Below are 16,905 nucleotides of genomic sequence, written 5' to 3'. Positions count from 1 at the left end.
ATTAAGCTATGTGGTTGATTTTTTCAAATGAAGCCACCATACCTTTGATTAAGGAGGAACTCAATCCCTGATGTTCCATTTCATTAAGACCTTCAATAGTGCATCCTTTTGGAGTGGTAACCTTATCAATTTCTTCCTCCGGGTGTTTTCCGTTATGAATAAGCAAATCAGAGGCGCCAGAACAGGTATGCATCGCCATATATTGTGCTTGGTGTGCATCAAAGCCCAATTGAATGGCTGCCTGAGTTGTAGCTCGTATGAGTCGCATCCAGAAGGCTATTCCGCTAGCGCAAATTACGGTGGCTGCTTGCATTTGTTCTTCTGGGATAGCTATGGATGTTCCCATGCGATTAAAAATAGCCATGGTGAGCTCAATGCGCTTTTTACCCTTTTCGTTACTGGCAATGCATGTCATCGACTTACCCACAGATATGGCAGTATTAGGCATACTTCTCAGAATATAATGATCGGAACCTAACACGGCTTCAATGCGTGCAATAGAAAAGCCTGTGACCGTAGAAATCAATACATGTTTATCGGTTAGGAGTTCTTTTATTTCATGTAAAATGCCTTCTAGTTGACCTGGTTGTACGGCAAATATAACAATATCCGATTGCTGAACAGCTAAGCTGTTATCTGCAGTTACAGTAACCCCCTTATGGGATTCAAATGATTGAATTTCGGCAGGATTACGCTTGGTAAGGTATAAAGTTGTCACCGCATTACTTTTAAGAAGGCCATGTGCAATGGCTTCTCCTAAATTACCTGTTCCTATGATTGCTATTTTCATGTAATTAATGTAATAGTTACTCCATTTTTAAAAACCAACATAGTCACTAAAACTGAGGTAAGGACTATGTTGGGTTCTATACTCTTTATCGTTCTTAAAAGAAGGTAGCTTTTAATTGTAATCCTTCAGTTTCAGGCAAACCAAACAATAAATTCATGTTTTGTATCGCTTGTCCGCTAGCTCCTTTTAATAAATTATCAATGGCACTAGTCACAAGTAGTGTGTTCTCATGCTTGTGAAGATGTATATGACATTGATTTGTATTTACTACCTGCTTTAAATGAATCTCCTTAGCTGATAGCTGGGTAAATGGAGCTTCTGCATAAAACGATTGGTAAAGCGCAGTAGCCTGGTCTAAATCTCCTTCAAATTTTGTATATGCTGTAGCATAAATTCCTCTTGTAAAATCTCCTCTTTGAGGCATGAAATATATGGAGACTTCTTGTTTCTGAAGGCTTTTAAGACTTTGACCTATTTCACCTAAATGTTGATGAGTAAAAGGTTTATACCAACTAATATTGTTATTACGCCAACTGAAATGAGAAGTAGACGAAAGTCCAATACCAGCACCAGTACTACCCGTGATTGCATTGATATGTACATCATTTTTAAGCAATCCAGCCATTGCTAGGGGTAATAAAGCTAGCTGGATAGCGGTTGCAAAACAACCTGGGTTAGCGATATATTGAGCATTTTTAATTTGTTGTTTATATAATTCAGGAAGTCCGTACACGAATGTTTTGTTCTGAAATTGAGCATCATAGGTGAGACGAAAATCATTACTTAGGTCAATTATACGTGTATGAGAGGCAAATTCATATTGTTCTAAAAATGCTTTTGAATTTCCATGTCCCAAACAAAGAAAAAGTACATTTACTTCAGTATTTACAGTATCTGTAAAGCAGCAATCGGTTAAACCCAATAAGTCTTCATGGGCTTCAGTGATTGGTTTACCAGCTTTTGTTGTGCTATACACAAAATCAATTTCGGTATGTGGGTGATGTATAAGAAGACGAATAAGCTCACCTCCTGTATAGCCTGATCCTCCTATAATTCCTACTTTAATCATGATCTTTAGTGTTTACCGCTTGATGGATTTTAGTACTATTTGATACTATTTTGATAAATCCTTTGGCGTCATCAGCTGTCCAGCCTTTGTTCATTTCACCATAGCTTCCAAAATGAGCATTCATTAAATCATGAGGTGAAGAAATGCCATCGATTGCAAAACGATAAGGGTGTAAACTTACCCAAACATCACCTGTTACGTTTTTCTGAGAATCTGTTAAGAAGGCTTCAATGTTTCGCATTACTTCATCAAGGTATTGTCCTTCATGCAATAACATTCCGTACCAGTTACCTAGGTAATCCTTGTGTTGTTGTTGCCACTTAGTTAGTACGTGCTTCTCAAGAGCGTGGTGAGCCTTAATAGTAATTATAGGAGCAGCGGCTTCAAATCCAACTCTTCCTTTGATGCCAATTATGGTATCACCAATATGTATATCTCTTCCAATAGCATACTTAGAGGCAATCGACTGAAGTTTCTCAATGGCAGCTACTGAAGTTAGTTCTTCATCATTTACAGCAATTAGTTCTCCTTTATGGAAACTTAGTTTTACTTGCTGAGGGGTTGTTTCCTCCAGCTGACTTGGCCATGCTTCTTCCGGTAAGGTCAGGTGCGAAGTCAGAGTTTCTTCACCACCAACACTGGTTCCCCAAAGTCCCTTATTAATGGAGTATTTGGCTTTTGCCCATTCTAAATGAATTCCTTGGGCTTGTAAATAGTCAATTTCTTCTTGTCTTGCCAGTTTTTTATCTCGAATTGGTGTAATGATTTCGATTTCAGGGGCTAGTACTTGGAAAATCATATCAAATCGAACTTGGTCATTACCCGCACCTGTACTACCATGGGCAATATACGAGGCTCCCATTTTTTTGGCGTAGGCAATAATTTCCAATGCTTGAACAATACGTTCTGCACTAACCGACAGTGGATAGGTATTATTTTTAAGTACATTTCCGTAGATAAGGTATTTTACAACTGTTTGGTAAAATATGTCTACAGCATCTATAGAGGTGTAACTGGTAACTCCTAGTTGAAGTGCTTTTGATTCTATCTGTTTAATTTCTTCCGCAGAAAAACCACCGGTATTTACACTTACGGCATGAACTTCATATCCTTCTTCTGCAGAGAGATACTTGGCGCAGTAGGAGGTATCTAGACCTCCGCTATAGGCTAAAACTAACTTTTTCATTGGCTTATTTTTTCTTTTCTTTTTTTAGGAAAATTGCTTGTTTGATGCTTTTTAATCGTTGAAACACTTTTCCGTTATATTCATGTTTGTGTTGTGTGTTCTTTTCTTTTTCAGCTGGATCGTATAACATCCCTGTACAGAGACACATCTTACGTTCAGTACGAGTGAGAATATCAAAATTTTTACATGTTTGGCATCCATTCCAAAAAGCTGGGTCATCTGTCAATTCAGAAAAAGTAACTGGTTCATATCCTAAATCGTAATTGATTTTCATGACGGCTAGGCCGGTAGTGATACCAAAAATTTTAGCATTAGGAAATTTACTGCGAGACAAATTAAAAATAGCTTTTTTGATTTCTTTAGCTAAACCTTGATTTCTAAAATCAGGATGAACAATTAATCCTGAATTAGCTACAAACTTCTCATGTCCCCAAACTTCGATATAGCAAAATCCAGCAAAAGTATCGCCTTCAAGAGCAATGACTGCGTTGCCATTATCCATTTTGGTCATAATGTACTCAGGGGTACGTTTTGCAATACCGGTACCACGTATCTTGGCTGATTCAGCAATGGTATCACAAATAACTGCCGCATATTGATAATGCGACTTATTGGCAATCTCAATTTTCATACAAATAAAAATTGGGTTAGGATTAAAAATAAAAGAATAGCGATTTTTTCCGAAAGGGAACCGGACACACCTAGGTTCCAACAATAACATACACCCTTACGGGCGGCGACGTGGACTACGGTTAGGGCGAACAACAAAAATCGTCCTCAAGGCAGTTGGAAGCCTTAAGCCGATAGTAGTGTATATGTTACTCGCGTTTTTCATTGTAGAATAAGTTACCGTAGTAATTAACTTTACCATGCAATATTACAAATAAAATCACAAATAAAAAGGATGGTTTTGTGGTACTTTGTTACATTTGTAACATTCTAAAATACCATATATTTTATGCAGCGCACTCAGGCGTGTTTTACAATAAGTAATACTCATGTTTTTAAGCATCAACTTTTACAATGGGCTCAGTCCTTTGAAGAAGTGGTATGGCTAGATTCTAATGAATACCAACATTCGTACAGCAGTTATGAAGCAGTATTGGCAGTTGGCGCGCTTACTGCTTTAAAAACAGATTATTTTCATGCATTTGATGCCTTAAAAGAATATAGGAACCACACCAAAGATTGGTTGTTTGGGTATCTTTCATATGATTTAAAGAATGATACTGAATCCCTTACATCTTCCAATATTGATGATGTGGAATTTCCAGATCTTTATTTTTTTCAACCTCAGAAGTTGATTCTTATTAAGGAAAATAAAGTTACTTTCTCATATTTACCTATGGTAGATGATGAAATTTATGACGATTTTAGTGCTATTAACTCTTTAGTTGGGATGGAAATTAAATCTCATCCACCTTTGACAATTAAAAAACGCATGGATGAGGATACCTATTTACAACAAATAGCAGCTTTAAAAAGTCATATCTACAGAGGTGATGTCTATGAAGCTAATTTTTGCCAAGAATTCTATGCGACTGAGGCAACTATTGATCCTATTAATACGTATCATAAATTAAACGATATTTCTAGACCTCCGTTTGCGAGTTTTCTGAAGTTAGAAAATAAATTTGCTTTGTCAGCCTCTCCTGAACGGTTTTTAAAACGTAATGGGACTCATGTGGTGTCCCAGCCTATTAAAGGTACGGCTCGTAGAGCTGAAAATATGGAAGAAGATGAAGGCTTAAAAGAAGCCTTACGTACTGATGAAAAGGAACGTTCTGAAAATATTATGATTGTAGATTTGGTTCGCAATGATCTTTCTCATTACGCGTCAAAAGGGAGTGTTATTGTTGAAGAACTATGCAAAATCTATACTTTTGAACAAGTACATCAAATGATTTCAACAATCACAGCGTCTGTTGCCCTAGAAATAGATAGTGTTGATTTGATTAAATCCGTTTTCCCCATGGGGAGTATGACCGGAGCACCTAAAATTGCCGCCATGCAACTTATTGAAAAGCTAGAATCTACTAAAAGAGGATTGTATAGTGGTGCCATAGGATATTTTGCCCCCAATGGAGATTTTGATTTTAATGTAGTTATTCGCAGTATCTTGTATAATGCAGAAAAACAATTTGTGTCGTTTTCAGTAGGGAGCGCCATAACGGCTCGTTCTGTTCCTGAAAAAGAGTATGAGGAATGTTTACTTAAGGCTAAAGCCATGCGAACAGTGCTAGTGTAAAAAAGGTATCTTTACAGTTATGTTTACAAAATTCAAACAGCATTTAGATCAACATTTTCCAGAAGTTTCTCATCAATTAGTATTAATTGCTGTGAGTGGTGGTCTTGATAGTATGGTGTTGGCTAATTTATTTAAAGAAGCTGGTTATACTTTTGCCATAGCACATTGTAATTTTAAATTAAGAGCTAATGAAAGTGATGCAGATGAGCAATTTGTGGTACAATGGGCTCAAAGGCATCATATCCCTATTCATGTAAAAAAATTCGACACAAAACAATACGCCACTAGTCATAAGCTAAACACTCAGTTGGCAGCTAGAGAATTGCGATATAAATGGTTTTCTTCTTTAGTTCAAGAACATTCTTATAGTGCTGTACTTACAGCGCATCATGCAGATGATGCACTAGAAACGTTTTTAATCAATTTATCTAGGGGAACAGGGCTTGACGGACTCACTGGTATTCCAGAAAAGAATGGAGCTATAGTAAGACCTTTATTGCCATTTTCCAGACTTGAGTTAAAATCTTATGCAGAAGAAAATAAGCTAGAATGGAGAGAAGATAGTAGTAATGCAACCATTAATTATTTGCGCAATAGAATTCGTCATACTATTGTTCCAAATCTAAAAATGATGCATCCTGAGTTTTTGCACAATTTTTTAAGAACTCAGACCTATTTAAGACAAAATGCCTCATTAGTTGCTTCAGTTATTGAAAAAAGTAAAGAAGAACTTTTTGAAAAGGATGGAAATGTAATTACTATTTCTATACCTGAATTAAGGAAACTACATCCTTTCGAATTGTATGTACATGAATTATTCCATCCTTATGGATTTTCCGCCCCATCAGTACTAGATTTATTGTCATCCATGAGTGGAAAACAGTTGTTTTCAGATGCATTTCGTTTGTTAAAAGATCGGGAGAAGCTCATATTAAAATCAAGAGATTTCAGTGAGGTGTCTCAAGTATTGTGGGATAATGGAATAGATGCAATTACCTTAACTAATTGGGCGCTTACGATGGAAACAGTGATGGGGAAGGGTGAAACCTCATCAAATTGTATCTATCTTGATAAAGAAACGTTAAAGTTCCCACTTCTAATTCGTAAATGGGAAAAAGGAGATTATTTTTACCCAACTGGAATGCAAGGTAAAAAAAAGTTAAGTAAGTTTTTTAAAGATGAGAAGCGAACTCTATTTGAAAAAGAACAACAATGGCTTTTGTGTTCTGGTAAAGACATTGTTTGGGTTATCGGATTGCGTGCCGATCGAAGATTTTTGGCGTCCACAACATCTTCATCAGTTTGCATGATTAAAGCACAAAGTTTGTCTTGATTTAAATAATCAAATAAACCAAAAACGACTTCTGGTGATGAGAATTTCACTTTTTTTTCTAGTAGTATTATCTTCTTTTTTTAGTTTTTCCCAGATGGGTAACCAGCAACCTGTTAAGTGGAAGTATGAAGTAGAACAACTTTCAGATGCTGAATATAAGCTTATATTAAAAGGAACTATAGACCCTGAATGGCATGTGTATTCGCAATTCACTCCAGAGGGAGGAGCATTGCCTACTGAGCTTACTTTTGAAGGTGTAGGGGTGGATTTTGAACTATTAGGTGCTGCCCAGGAGGGAAAAACATATACGCAATACAGTGAGATTTTTGAGGTTGATGAGACTTTTTTTAAAAATGAAGCCCTTATTACACAACACATTCGACTTTTAAATCCAGAAATAAAAAAGATACGAGGAAATATCTTTTATCAGGCATGTATCGATGTTTGTATTAATCTTGATGAAGACTTTGTTTTTTCATTGGATGGTAGTGAGGCTTCCCTAGTCTATGAAGAAATAGATGAGCGAAGTAAAGAACTTTCATCTCAGTTGAAATTACCCCTTAAGAATGTAGAATTATTACAAGAAAGTGCTACTGCTTCTCAAAGTAATACAGGGTTATGGGGAATTTTTATTTTAGGATTTTTAGGTGGACTTTTGGCATTGTTGACTCCTTGCGTATTTCCAATGATACCACTAACTGTTTCGTTTTTTACCAAACAGAATAAAAGCAAAGGAAAAGGGATTGCAAATGCCATATTGTACGGGTTTTTTATACTTCTTATTTATGTTCTGTTAAGTATTCCTTTTCACTTTTTGGATAGTATAGACCCTGAAATATTGAATACAATTTCAACCAATATATGGTTAAACGTAGCCTTTTTTATAATTTTCTTATTCTTTGCATTTTCCTTCTTCGGGTATTATGAACTTACCTTACCTTCCTCATGGAGTAATAAGATGGATAATGCTTCTAATATCGGTGGAATAGTTGGCATCTTCTTTATGGCTGTTACCCTAGCTTTAGTTTCTTTTTCTTGTACTGGTCCTATTTTAGGGTCATTATTGGCAGGGTCGCTAACGGCAGAAGGTGGGGCAATGCAACTCACGGCCGGTATGGCTGGCTTTGGTGTAGCACTTGCATTACCATTTGCGTTATTCGCTTTATTTCCTAATTGGTTGAATTCACTTCCAAAGTCCGGAGGGTGGATGACAACCACCAAAGTAGTACTAGGATTTTTAGAATTAGCTTTAGCATTTAAGTTCCTTTCAAATGCTGATTTAGTGGCGCATTGGGGAATCCTTAAAAGAGAAATCTTTATTGGAATTTGGGTGCTGATTTTTATATTAATGAGCTTATATCTTTTCGGAATTATTCGATTTCCACATGATAATCTGAAGGCAAAACTTTCTAAAATCCGTGTAAGTATTGGGATTATTAGTACGCTGTTCTCAGTGTATTTGATATTGGGACTTTTTGGACAAAACCAGTTAAAATTGCTCAGTGGTTTCCCTCCACCAGCTTTTTATACGGTTGCAGAACAAAAAAGTGATTGTCCATTAGGATTGAATTGTTTTAAGGACTTTGAAACTGGTTTGGCCTATGCAAAACTTCAAAATAAACCTATAATGCTAGATTTTACCGGATGGGCCTGTGTTAACTGCCGTAAAATGGAAGAACATGTTTGGAGTGATTCAGAAGTTTTTCAGCTTATTAATGATGAGTATGTTTTAATATCTTTATATATAGACGATCGTAAAGAATTACCTGAGGTGTCACAATTTGATTTTCAATATGATAGTGGAAGGGTGAAAAAGATAAAAACAATAGGAGAGAAATGGGCAACTTTTCAAGCGGTTAATTTTCATACAGCTTCACAGCCTTATTATGTATTACTATCTCCGGAATTAGAGATTTTAAGTGCACCACAACAGTATACAGATATTGAGACTTATAAAAATTGGCTTGAAGAAGGAATAAAAGCATACAAAGCTCTTAAATAGAAAAAGCTGCCAAATGGCAGCTTTTTTTAATCGTTATCGTTTAATTGAAAAATGGCTTCTACTGGTTGATTAAAATATTGCGCAAGCTTAAGGGCTAAGACTGTAGAGGGGACATATTTTCCCTTTTCCATTGCATTAATAGTTTGCCTACTAACACCTATTGCTTCAGCCAAATCAGCTTGTGTAATATTTTTAATGGCGCGTTGTACCTTAAGACTATTCTTCATATTTGATTGATTTATTAGCAATATACAATACATAGTGAAAGCGTGCTATAAAGAATATGAGCATAGAAAATAATTGATAGATCATAATTTCAAAGTAGGCAATTCCATAAATAAGAAATGTGCTGATTAATAGCAGTGCAAAATTTATGTAAAAGGACCATATTAGAGATTCTGTTCGTAATTGAAATGAGTATTCGTCTTCTTCTTTAATTTTTGAAAACCCAATGAGGATACCTCCAATACCAATAAGGGCGATAATGATCTCATCTAAAAGACCATTTTCAATCCATTGAAAATAAGTTTTAGATAGTAAGGAATCGTTTATTAATGCCCATACCTTGGTAACTAGGTATTGATCTGTTTCAAAATTGTTAATTCTCGCAAAAACCCCAAGGCTTAATCCTATAAAGAATAGAATCCAACCCCATTTTTTACAACTGTGTGGAAATAAATAACGAGTTTTCATATGATCGATGTTTTAGAAAATAGTATTCAAATGTAAAGTAAAATTATTAAAAAGTAAAATAAATTTTACTTTAAGACCAATATATTTTACTAATAACCTTAATTAAATGTTAAGAAATAGGGTTTTTATAGAAGAAACAATATTTTTATCTAGCTAAATTATTTTATAACCACCACAAATGAAAAAGTATATAATGACCTTAGTGTTAGGTTTCTATTTATTTATAGGAACTGCACAAGAATACAAAGTTCAGGACTATTACACCAAACAGGAGATTGTAATTCCGATGAGGGATGGTGTTAAGTTACACACAACCATTTATAGTCCCAAAGATACTTCTAAGAAGTATCCTATATTAATGTCTAGGACTCCTTATAGCTGTGCTCCCTATGGACCGGATGCTTTTAGAGCTAGTATAGGGCCTAATCGTACCCTTATGGAACAGGGATACATTTTTGTTTATCAGGATGTTCGAGGCCGATGGAATAGTGAAGGGGTATATGACAATATGAGAGCGTATATTCCTGGGAAAAAGAAAAAGCAAATTGATGAGGCCTCTGATACCTATGATACGATAGATTGGTTGGTTAAAAAAGTAAAGAATAATAATGGAAAAGTAGGAGTATGGGGGATTTCCTATCCTGGATTTTATTCGACATACTCCTTACTTGATTCTCATCCGGCACTTAAAGCAGTATCGCCACAAGCACCAATTGGTGATTTCTTTTTTGATGATTTTCATCACAATGGCGCCTATATGCTAAGTTATTGGAGAGCTACTGCGCTGTTTGGGCATGAAAAATCAGAACCAACGACTAAATCATGGTATACTCTTCCTGATTTAGGTACTCAAGATCAATATCAATTTTTCCTTGATGCAGGCCCTTTATCGAACCTTGATGCATATTATAAAGAAGACAATGTATTTTGGCAACAGCTAAAAAATCATCCGAACTATGATGAGTTTTGGAAATCTAGAGGAATAATTCAGCACCTTAAGAATATTAAACCTGCCGTTATGGTTGTCGGAGGTTGGTTTGATGCAGAAGATTTGTACGGCCCCTTAGAAACATATAAGAATATAGAGAAGAATAGTACGAACTATAATACCATTGTAATGGGGCCATGGAGTCATGGAGATTGGGCACGTAATAAAGAGCGTCAAGCTATTGGTAATGTGTATTTTGGGGATAATATTTCTGCGTTTTATCAGGAGGAAATAGAGACCACATTTTTTACACATTTTCTAAAAGGAAGTGCCGATGGAACCACTAATCTTCCTGAAGCCTATATGTATGACACAGGTAAGAATGCGTGGAGTACATTTGAAAATTGGCCGCCTTTAAATGCGCAAAAGAAGACGTATCGTCTTCATAATGGTTCTTTAGCGGAAATCGCTACTATGGATTGGCGATATGAGGAATTTGTGTCTGATCCTAGCAAGCCTGTACCTTATACAGAGGATATTAAAACGGTATTTACCCCAAGAAAATATATGACAGATGATCAAAGATTTGCGGCACGTCGCCCAGATGTGTTAGTCTTTGAAACAGAGGTGTTGGAAAACGATGTAACTTTAGCTGGTGAAATTATGGCTAGACTGAAAGTATCGACTACAGGGACGGATGCAGATTGGATTGTGAAAGTAATTGATGTTTTTCCCGCTAATACCCCTGATACTCCTGAAACACAAAATCATCTCAAAATGAGTAATTACCATATGATGGTGAGAAGTGAAGTGATGCGCGGGCGGTTTAGAAATAGCTTTTCTATGCCTGAACCATTTGTTCCAAATGAAGTAACAGGAGTGGATATTAAATTACAAGATGTACATCATACTTTTAAAAAAGGACATAAAATACAAGTGCAAATTCAAAGTACTTGGTTTCCACTGATTGATCGGAATCCTCAGACCTATGTGGATAATATTTTTTATGCCAATGAAAAGGATTTTCAAAAGCAAACGCATCGAGTGTATAATTCTTCTAGTATAGAGTTTACTATTCTACCTAGCCACTAGTGTATAATACTTGGTTAAAGAAGCAAGGCTATCCTAAGAAGATAGCCTTTTTTTATGCAAGATTTGTGTGCAAAACGGAAAATTTAGTATTCCTTAAAATTGTTCAATAGTTTGCCAGTGATATATTAAATTCATTTCATGAAGTTTTGGTTTTTTAGAGATGTGAGGAAATGGTTGATTTAAAAAGAACATTTTTTTGCGAGTTTATTAATGTTAATTTTTTTTATCTTCGGTATAGTTAACCATTCAAACTAAATTATTATGAAATTTCCTTTCTATAAAGGCCTAGTAGTTTTTATACTGCTGAGCGTTTTTTCTTGCCAACCTAAACCAGAGGAAGTATCCTTAGACTTAAGTGCCAAAAAAATTAAGCCTGCTTTAGCGGAAAAAATGAGTAAAAAATTTGTTAATGAAACTTCTAAATTGTTGATGCTTAGTGCTGAGCAGGATACAATTAAGGAAAAACCACCGTACAGACTTTCAGTGTCGAGTTGGTATTCCTTGGATGAGCTTCAGAGTTATATTAATGAAAGTAAGCGTCAGGCTGATTCTTTAGGTATTGACTTAAATGGATTTCGTATTTACGTTGGGGTGTTCCCAGATGAAGAAATTTATGGAAAAAAAAGAAATCAGATGGCATTTTTTATTTCACCTACTGGAAATAGAAGTGTTCAACAGGGTGCTTTTTTACTACAGGAAAAATTCCCAGGTGATATCCCTGAGATAGACCCTTTAGAATATGGAAGTGATGGAGAGCCACCTATTTCAACTTATCCTCAGATTGAATAGTAATGTTTGAACCAAGTTTAGCGTACATTCTTAAAAGATCTATATTGGTGATGGCTTTGGTTACGGCATGCGTAGCCAGCTATCACTACAGGTATTATAAGATGACTCCGGCCCGTATCTTTCTTTATTTTTTATGGTTTATAGTGGTCATAGAACTCATTCATCTTTTTTATTCTATATATAATATCCTTAGATACTACTATCCGGAATCTTTTGAGTTAAGGAAATTCTTGCTAGATCTTGTTCCTGAAAAATACATGAAGGGAGGTGCGTGGTGGCCTTCAGTTTTATATACAATAGTTTCTTTTTACTTATACTTTTATTATTACTACAAACTATTAAGAAAGCAAGCCTACAGGTGGATTATTCAAGGTTTGATTTTTATTTATACCGGAGCATTGGTATATTCTTTATATAATATAGAACAATTAATGAGTCCTGGAGCTCAATTACACACGTATATGTATGTAGGTGTGTTTTCGATGCTAATTTTAGGGTTTATGTATTTTCATTCTGTACTTCAGAGTTATAATATCATTTACTTTTATCGTGAACTTCCTTTTTGGCTTTCTTTTGGGATCGTTTTTTATTACCTTACACTGATTCCAATTTTTATATTCCATAAACAATTAGGTATAGATGCCTTAACCTTTACTTCTATACTTGTATTTTCGTGTGTGGTCTATTATAGTTCATTTATAATAGGTTTTAGTATGCTAAAAAAAGGAAGTATTAATTCAGAATAATTTATGGAGGCAACAAAGGAACTTTCCACTCTTATTATTTATGTTACCGTAGTAATTGTATTAATGGTAGGATTTTTGGTTTACTTTTTTGTAGTATACCAAAGGAGAAAAACATCCTTACTAGTGAAACAGGCAGAAGAAAGAAAGCAGTTTGAAATAATATTAGCCCAAACTCAAACAGAGATTCAAGAACAAACACTAAAAAATATTAGTTGGGAACTTCATGATAATGTTGGACAATTACTTTCTGTGGCAAGAATGCATACTAACATGATTTCTTTAACTGCAGATGAAAATACAATACCAAAATTGGAAGAATTGAGTGAGCTGATTGGGAAAAGTCTGCAAGATGTTAGAACATTGTCAAAAACCCTGAATAGTGACGCTTTGCAGAGTCTAGGGTTGGTATCATCTTTAAATTTAGAGTTAGAACGATTTAACAGATTACGGTTTTTAGAGGCAACATTACGTATAGAAGGAGAGGAGATTACTATTCAAGGAAATGATTCATTGATTCTTTTTAGAATTCTTCAAGAGTTTTTCTCTAATGTTACTAAACATGCCAAGGCATCCCAACTCGAAGTTAGGTTACAATTTTTGGAGAAAAAGCTGCTTATTGAAGCAAGGGATAATGGAGTAGGTTTTGACCTTACTCATAAGGCAGAAGGTATTGGACTACTTAACATGAAAAATCGTGCTAAACTTATAGGTGCAGATATTAATTTTTTCTCTAATTTAGGCCAGGGAACACGCATTGTTATCGAGTATCCTATATAAATAACCCACCCACCCAAACATTATGAAAAAGCATACTATTGCTATCGTTGATGATCATTTATTATTTGCCCAATCATTAGGAACTTTGATAAATTCCTTCCCTGATTTTGAGGTAGCTTATTATGCATCCCATGGAGAGGAACTAATAGATAAATTGGCATCACAAGGGCTTCCTGATATTATTTTATTGGATATTAATATGCCTATAATGGATGGGATTAAAACTATGGCCTGGTTACAACAACACCAGCCTGCGACTCCTGTTTTAGCACTCTCAATGGAGGACAACGAAGAGGTAGTAATGCAAATGCTTAGACATGGAGCTGGAGGCTATTTATTAAAAGACATCCATCCAAAGGAGTTGCTAAAGGCTCTACAGTCTGTTGTTGACACAGGATTTTATCATAGTGAAATAGTTTCATCGGCCATGGATGCCGAGAAAGCTCATAAAGATAATCCTGATCATATTACAGATCGTGAACGTCAATTCTTGAAACTTCTATGTACAGAAATGACCTATAAAGAAATAGCAGATTCAATGAACTTGAGCCCTAAAACAATTGAAGGTTACCGTGAAACACTGTTTAACAAGCTTAACGTGAAAAATCGTATTGGTTTAGCAATTTATGCCATTAAAAATGATATATACGAGGTATAACTATTGCTTTTCAAGGTCTATAATATGATGGTATACACTGTAATATACGGCATACAAAAAAGGAATCGTAAATAAAATACCAATTCCACAAAGAAAAATTCCAATAAATGCACAAATGGTGCCTATTAATACAGATCCAAGTGTAATTAAAAATCGTTGACGGACTGCTATTATGCTATTTGTGATGGATTCATTTACATTCTGTTCTTTAAATATAATTAGGGGTATACTCAGTACGGTGAATAGGTTAATGAATGCCGAAAAGAAGAAGTTCAAAAAGTTTAAACCAGTCATTTGAAGTAACCAGCTAATAAGTCCAGAAACTAATGAAATGAGTAAGGTTACAGAAACAATCTTTCCAAAATACTTCGAACCATAAAAGGAAAATACCTCACCCATTCCAAAAATTTCACCTCTCCCTGCCTTTTGACAAATAGACATTATCCCTGCTTGAATAGGAGCAAGTAAAGTGGCAAAAAGGAGGCCTACCAGTAAACTATTAATAAATGTTTTATTGTTGTTTAGCATCAGCTCCATACTTTCAGGATTAGATCCTGCTAAGGAAAAAAAATCATTTAATGAGATTCCAAATATTACAGGAAATAATAGGAAATAGAAAAGTACCCCAAGAATTGACACCATCAGCATAACCAATGTTATAATTCCAAAAGTCTTCTTATAGATTCCAAAGGCATATTCTAATATGTCAGTTAAGCTAGCGGTATAGCTGTTTTTAGGGTCATAAGACTGGGGAGTTTCTTCCATGAAAAAAGGGTATATAAAATTTATTCAAAAGTAATGGATTCTATAGTAATGAGCCAAATCATTTTAACTAAAGTAACTTTTCTATCCAAGGTATCCATTTTGTTTTGCCCACATATGGCGCATATTTTAGAGGGATATCAATCCAGGTAGCCCTTCTGACTATAGGTTTATAATGGGTGAAGGTATCGAAACTCAATTTGCCATGGTAAGCACCAATCCCACTATTCCCTACACCTCCAAAAGGTAACCGTTTGTTTCCGAAATGAATCATCACATCATTTATTACACCACCACCAAAACTAAATTTACCTATTAACTCTTTATTCCATTTAAAATCCGATGTAAAATGATACCAAGCCAGTGGTTTTCCATAACGACCTAGAATAGAATCAATCTCATCCCTTTTTTTGTAAAGTATGATGGGCAGGATTGGACCAAAGATTTCTCCTTGCATGATAGCATCCTCCATATCTGCAAAAACAAGTGTGGGTTCAATTCGTAACTGTTCAGGTAGTGTTTTTCCACCATGAATGATTGATCCTTGTTTTAAATAACTTGTTAATCGCTCAAAATGCTTTTGACTGATAATGGCAGGCATATCATTTGAGAATGTTCCATTAGATCCATACGCTTCAGTTATTTCATGTTTTAGTAATTCTATAAAGGATGTAGCTATTGTATTGTCAACTAGTAAATAATCAGGGGCAATACAGGTTTGACCAGCATTGACAAATTTCCCCCATACAATTCTTTTGGCAGCTACTTTTAGTTCGGCGGTTTGATCTACAATGCAAGGATTTTTGCCACCAAGTTCTAAGGTTACTGGCGTAAGATTAGAAGCTGCAGCCTTATACACTAATTTGCCAACTTGTGGACTACCAGTAAAAAAGATATAATCCCAAACCTGGGAAAGCAATTCTTGAGCAACTTCGGCATCACCTTCTATGACTATTACATGTGTAGGCTTGAAAACACTATTAATTATACGTTGAATAATTGAAGAGGTATTTGGGGTTAACTCAGAAGGTTTTAGAACTACTGTATTTCCTGCAGCCACTGCAGCAATTAGTGGACTCATTGCCAATTGAAACGGATAATTCCAAGGCGAAATAATTAATACGGTTCCATAAGGTTCAGGTATAATATAATCCCTAGAGGGATAATTCACCAGAGCAGCTGTTTTTCTTTTTGGTTTTGACCACTTTTCTAGCTTAGAAATAAGTAAACGAAGATCGCTTAAAACAAGCTGTATTTCATAAAGTAATGTTTCAAATTCATGCTTTTTAAAATCCTCTTGTAATGCCTTACAAATAGCCGTTTCATTTTTTTTTATTTCACTGTACAGCAATTTAAGAAGTTCTTTTCTGTAGGAAGTTTCTTTTGTTTTTTGTGTTAAAAAAAACTGCTTTTGTGATAAAACTAAAGATTCAATATTTTTTTTCATAGAATTGTTTGTCATTTTCAATGAAGCTTTCTATGTTTGCATCATCGTATGAACACAAATGTAAACAATATTGTCATTAGCAGCGTAGTGATTATTTCACGCGGCTAGGAAGGTATTGTTTAAATTAAACTATAAAGTAAGGCCTTCCGAAGTATTTTCTGAAGGCCTTTTATTTTTTATACTATGTACTCTATAATTGTCATTATTAGCATTGTCATTATCATCTCACTCCGGTGTTGATGCATGCTACTATTGTCTATAAGCAAAGGCCTGTATCAACGTAAATGATACAGGCCTTTGTCGTTTATTATCACAAAAGAAATGAGTTGAGTATAATATAAATTAAAGTAAAAATAATTGATAATCAGATTTTTATGATGTTATG

At 35.0% G+C, this 16,905-nt stretch carries 16 protein-coding genes; 8 read left to right on the top strand and 8 right to left on the bottom strand.

What is annotated here, in order from left to right:
* Position 1 precedes the first annotated feature (1 nt).
* From proC to PT603_RS05325, 4 genes are all read right to left on the bottom strand, one after another.
* Positions 2 to 790: a pyrroline-5-carboxylate reductase gene (proC, locus tag PT603_RS05340; RefSeq protein ID WP_008241158.1), complete on the bottom strand. Its 789-nt coding sequence runs from the start codon at positions 788 to 790 to the stop codon at positions 2 to 4.
* A 94-nt stretch (positions 791 to 884) separates the two neighbouring features.
* Positions 885 to 1,859 carry an N-acetyl-gamma-glutamyl-phosphate reductase gene (gene argC / locus PT603_RS05335; RefSeq protein ID WP_008241156.1) on the bottom strand — a complete coding sequence of 325 codons (975 nt, stop codon included), beginning with the start codon at positions 1,857 to 1,859 and terminating at the stop codon, positions 885 to 887.
* On the bottom strand, positions 1,852 to 3,045 hold the full coding sequence (argG, locus tag PT603_RS05330) for an argininosuccinate synthase (protein ID WP_008241155.1): 1,194 nt from the start codon (positions 3,043 to 3,045) through the stop codon (positions 1,852 to 1,854). Before argG ends, argC begins: the two co-directional genes overlap by 8 nt.
* A 4-nt stretch (positions 3,046 to 3,049) precedes the next feature.
* On the bottom strand, positions 3,050 to 3,676 hold the full coding sequence (locus PT603_RS05325; RefSeq protein ID WP_008241154.1) for a GNAT family N-acetyltransferase: 627 nt from the start codon (positions 3,674 to 3,676) through the stop codon (positions 3,050 to 3,052).
* 327 nt (positions 3,677 to 4,003) lie between these two features.
* On the opposite strand from PT603_RS05325, the gene PT603_RS05320 reads away from it, so the two are divergent.
* From PT603_RS05320 to PT603_RS05310, 3 genes are read left to right on the top strand one after another with little or no spacing between them, the layout of a single operon-like run.
* On the top strand, positions 4,004 to 5,293 hold the full coding sequence (locus tag PT603_RS05320; RefSeq protein ID WP_008241153.1) for an anthranilate synthase component I family protein: 1,290 nt from the start codon (positions 4,004 to 4,006) through the stop codon (positions 5,291 to 5,293).
* 19 nt (positions 5,294 to 5,312) lie between these two features.
* Positions 5,313 to 6,626, top strand: a complete 1,314-nt coding sequence (tilS, locus tag PT603_RS05315) for a tRNA lysidine(34) synthetase TilS (protein WP_008241152.1) — start codon at positions 5,313 to 5,315, stop codon at positions 6,624 to 6,626.
* Positions 6,627 to 6,663: 37 nt separating this feature from the next.
* On the top strand, positions 6,664 to 8,628 hold the full coding sequence (locus PT603_RS05310) for a protein-disulfide reductase DsbD family protein (protein WP_008241151.1): 1,965 nt from the start codon (positions 6,664 to 6,666) through the stop codon (positions 8,626 to 8,628).
* Positions 8,629 to 8,654: 26 nt separating this feature from the next.
* On the opposite strand, the gene PT603_RS05305 is transcribed toward PT603_RS05310, so the two are convergent.
* Positions 8,655 to 8,855: a helix-turn-helix transcriptional regulator gene (locus PT603_RS05305; protein WP_008241145.1), complete on the bottom strand. Its 201-nt coding sequence runs from the start codon at positions 8,853 to 8,855 to the stop codon at positions 8,655 to 8,657.
* A complete protein-coding gene (locus PT603_RS05300) occupies positions 8,845 to 9,321 on the bottom strand; it encodes a hypothetical protein (protein ID WP_008241142.1) in 477 nt (158 codons plus the stop codon). Before PT603_RS05300 ends, PT603_RS05305 begins: the two co-directional genes overlap by 11 nt.
* Positions 9,322 to 9,499: 178 nt before the next feature.
* On the opposite strand from PT603_RS05300, the gene PT603_RS05295 reads away from it, so the two are divergent.
* The 5 genes from PT603_RS05295 to PT603_RS05275 all read left to right on the top strand — a co-directional run bounded on the left by PT603_RS05295 (position 9,500) and on the right by PT603_RS05275 (position 14,311).
* Complete coding sequence (locus PT603_RS05295) at positions 9,500 to 11,341, top strand: CocE/NonD family hydrolase (protein WP_008241140.1); 1,842 nt, start codon at positions 9,500 to 9,502, stop codon at positions 11,339 to 11,341.
* A 261-nt stretch (positions 11,342 to 11,602) separates the two neighbouring features.
* Positions 11,603 to 12,130 carry a hypothetical protein gene (locus tag PT603_RS05290; RefSeq protein WP_008241138.1) on the top strand — a complete coding sequence of 176 codons (528 nt, stop codon included), beginning with the start codon at positions 11,603 to 11,605 and terminating at the stop codon, positions 12,128 to 12,130.
* Between the two features lie 2 nt (positions 12,131 to 12,132).
* Entirely contained in the window at positions 12,133 to 12,876 is a 744-nt protein-coding gene (locus tag PT603_RS05285) for a hypothetical protein (protein ID WP_040488934.1), read from the top strand.
* A gap of 3 nt (positions 12,877 to 12,879) precedes the next feature.
* Entirely contained in the window at positions 12,880 to 13,653 is a 774-nt protein-coding gene (locus tag PT603_RS05280) for a sensor histidine kinase (RefSeq protein ID WP_008241134.1), read from the top strand.
* Between the two features lie 22 nt (positions 13,654 to 13,675).
* Positions 13,676 to 14,311: a response regulator gene (locus PT603_RS05275; RefSeq protein ID WP_008241129.1), complete on the top strand. Its 636-nt coding sequence runs from the start codon at positions 13,676 to 13,678 to the stop codon at positions 14,309 to 14,311.
* On the opposite strand, the gene PT603_RS05270 is transcribed toward PT603_RS05275, so the two are convergent.
* Together PT603_RS05270 and PT603_RS05265 are read right to left on the bottom strand one after the other, a co-directional pair.
* Positions 14,312 to 15,076, bottom strand: coding sequence for a hypothetical protein (locus tag PT603_RS05270; protein ID WP_008241127.1), 765 nt, complete (start codon positions 15,074 to 15,076; stop codon positions 14,312 to 14,314).
* Between the two features lie 67 nt (positions 15,077 to 15,143).
* Entirely contained in the window at positions 15,144 to 16,520 is a 1,377-nt protein-coding gene (locus tag PT603_RS05265; protein ID WP_008241125.1) for an aldehyde dehydrogenase, read from the bottom strand.
* Positions 16,521 to 16,905: the final 385 nt, after the last annotated feature.

Source organism: Imtechella halotolerans (assembly GCF_028743515.2).
Classification (GTDB): Bacteria; Bacteroidota; Bacteroidia; order Flavobacteriales; family Flavobacteriaceae; genus Imtechella; species Imtechella halotolerans.
This window is presented reverse-complemented; position numbering and strand designations above follow the sequence as displayed.

What these genes read in the sequence shown, in the direction of transcription:
- PT603_RS05295 (WP_008241140.1), top strand. Translation starts at nt 9,500, where the DNA reads ATGAAAAAGTATATAATGACCTTAGTGTTAGGTTTCTATTTATTTATA.
- argC (WP_008241156.1), bottom strand. Translation starts at nt 1,859, where the DNA reads ATGATTAAAGTAGGAATTATAGGAGGATCAGGCTATACAGGAGGTGAG.
- proC (WP_008241158.1), bottom strand. Translation starts at nt 790, where the DNA reads ATGAAAATAGCAATCATAGGAACAGGTAATTTAGGAGAAGCCATTGCA.
- PT603_RS05265 (WP_008241125.1), bottom strand. Translation starts at nt 16,520, where the DNA reads ATGAAAAAAAATATTGAATCTTTAGTTTTATCACAAAAGCAGTTTTTT.
- PT603_RS05285 (WP_040488934.1), top strand. Translation starts at nt 12,133, where the DNA reads ATGTTTGAACCAAGTTTAGCGTACATTCTTAAAAGATCTATATTGGTG.
- PT603_RS05280 (WP_008241134.1), top strand. Translation starts at nt 12,880, where the DNA reads ATGGAGGCAACAAAGGAACTTTCCACTCTTATTATTTATGTTACCGTA.
- PT603_RS05300 (WP_008241142.1), bottom strand. Translation starts at nt 9,321, where the DNA reads ATGAAAACTCGTTATTTATTTCCACACAGTTGTAAAAAATGGGGTTGG.
- PT603_RS05310 (WP_008241151.1), top strand. Translation starts at nt 6,664, where the DNA reads ATGAGAATTTCACTTTTTTTTCTAGTAGTATTATCTTCTTTTTTTAGT.
- PT603_RS05275 (WP_008241129.1), top strand. Translation starts at nt 13,676, where the DNA reads ATGAAAAAGCATACTATTGCTATCGTTGATGATCATTTATTATTTGCC.
- argG (WP_008241155.1), bottom strand. Translation starts at nt 3,045, where the DNA reads ATGAAAAAGTTAGTTTTAGCCTATAGCGGAGGTCTAGATACCTCCTAC.
- tilS (WP_008241152.1), top strand. Translation starts at nt 5,313, where the DNA reads ATGTTTACAAAATTCAAACAGCATTTAGATCAACATTTTCCAGAAGTT.
- PT603_RS05305 (WP_008241145.1), bottom strand. Translation starts at nt 8,855, where the DNA reads ATGAAGAATAGTCTTAAGGTACAACGCGCCATTAAAAATATTACACAA.
- PT603_RS05325 (WP_008241154.1), bottom strand. Translation starts at nt 3,676, where the DNA reads ATGAAAATTGAGATTGCCAATAAGTCGCATTATCAATATGCGGCAGTT.
- PT603_RS05320 (WP_008241153.1), top strand. Translation starts at nt 4,004, where the DNA reads ATGCAGCGCACTCAGGCGTGTTTTACAATAAGTAATACTCATGTTTTT.
- PT603_RS05290 (WP_008241138.1), top strand. Translation starts at nt 11,603, where the DNA reads ATGAAATTTCCTTTCTATAAAGGCCTAGTAGTTTTTATACTGCTGAGC.
- PT603_RS05270 (WP_008241127.1), bottom strand. Translation starts at nt 15,076, where the DNA reads ATGGAAGAAACTCCCCAGTCTTATGACCCTAAAAACAGCTATACCGCT.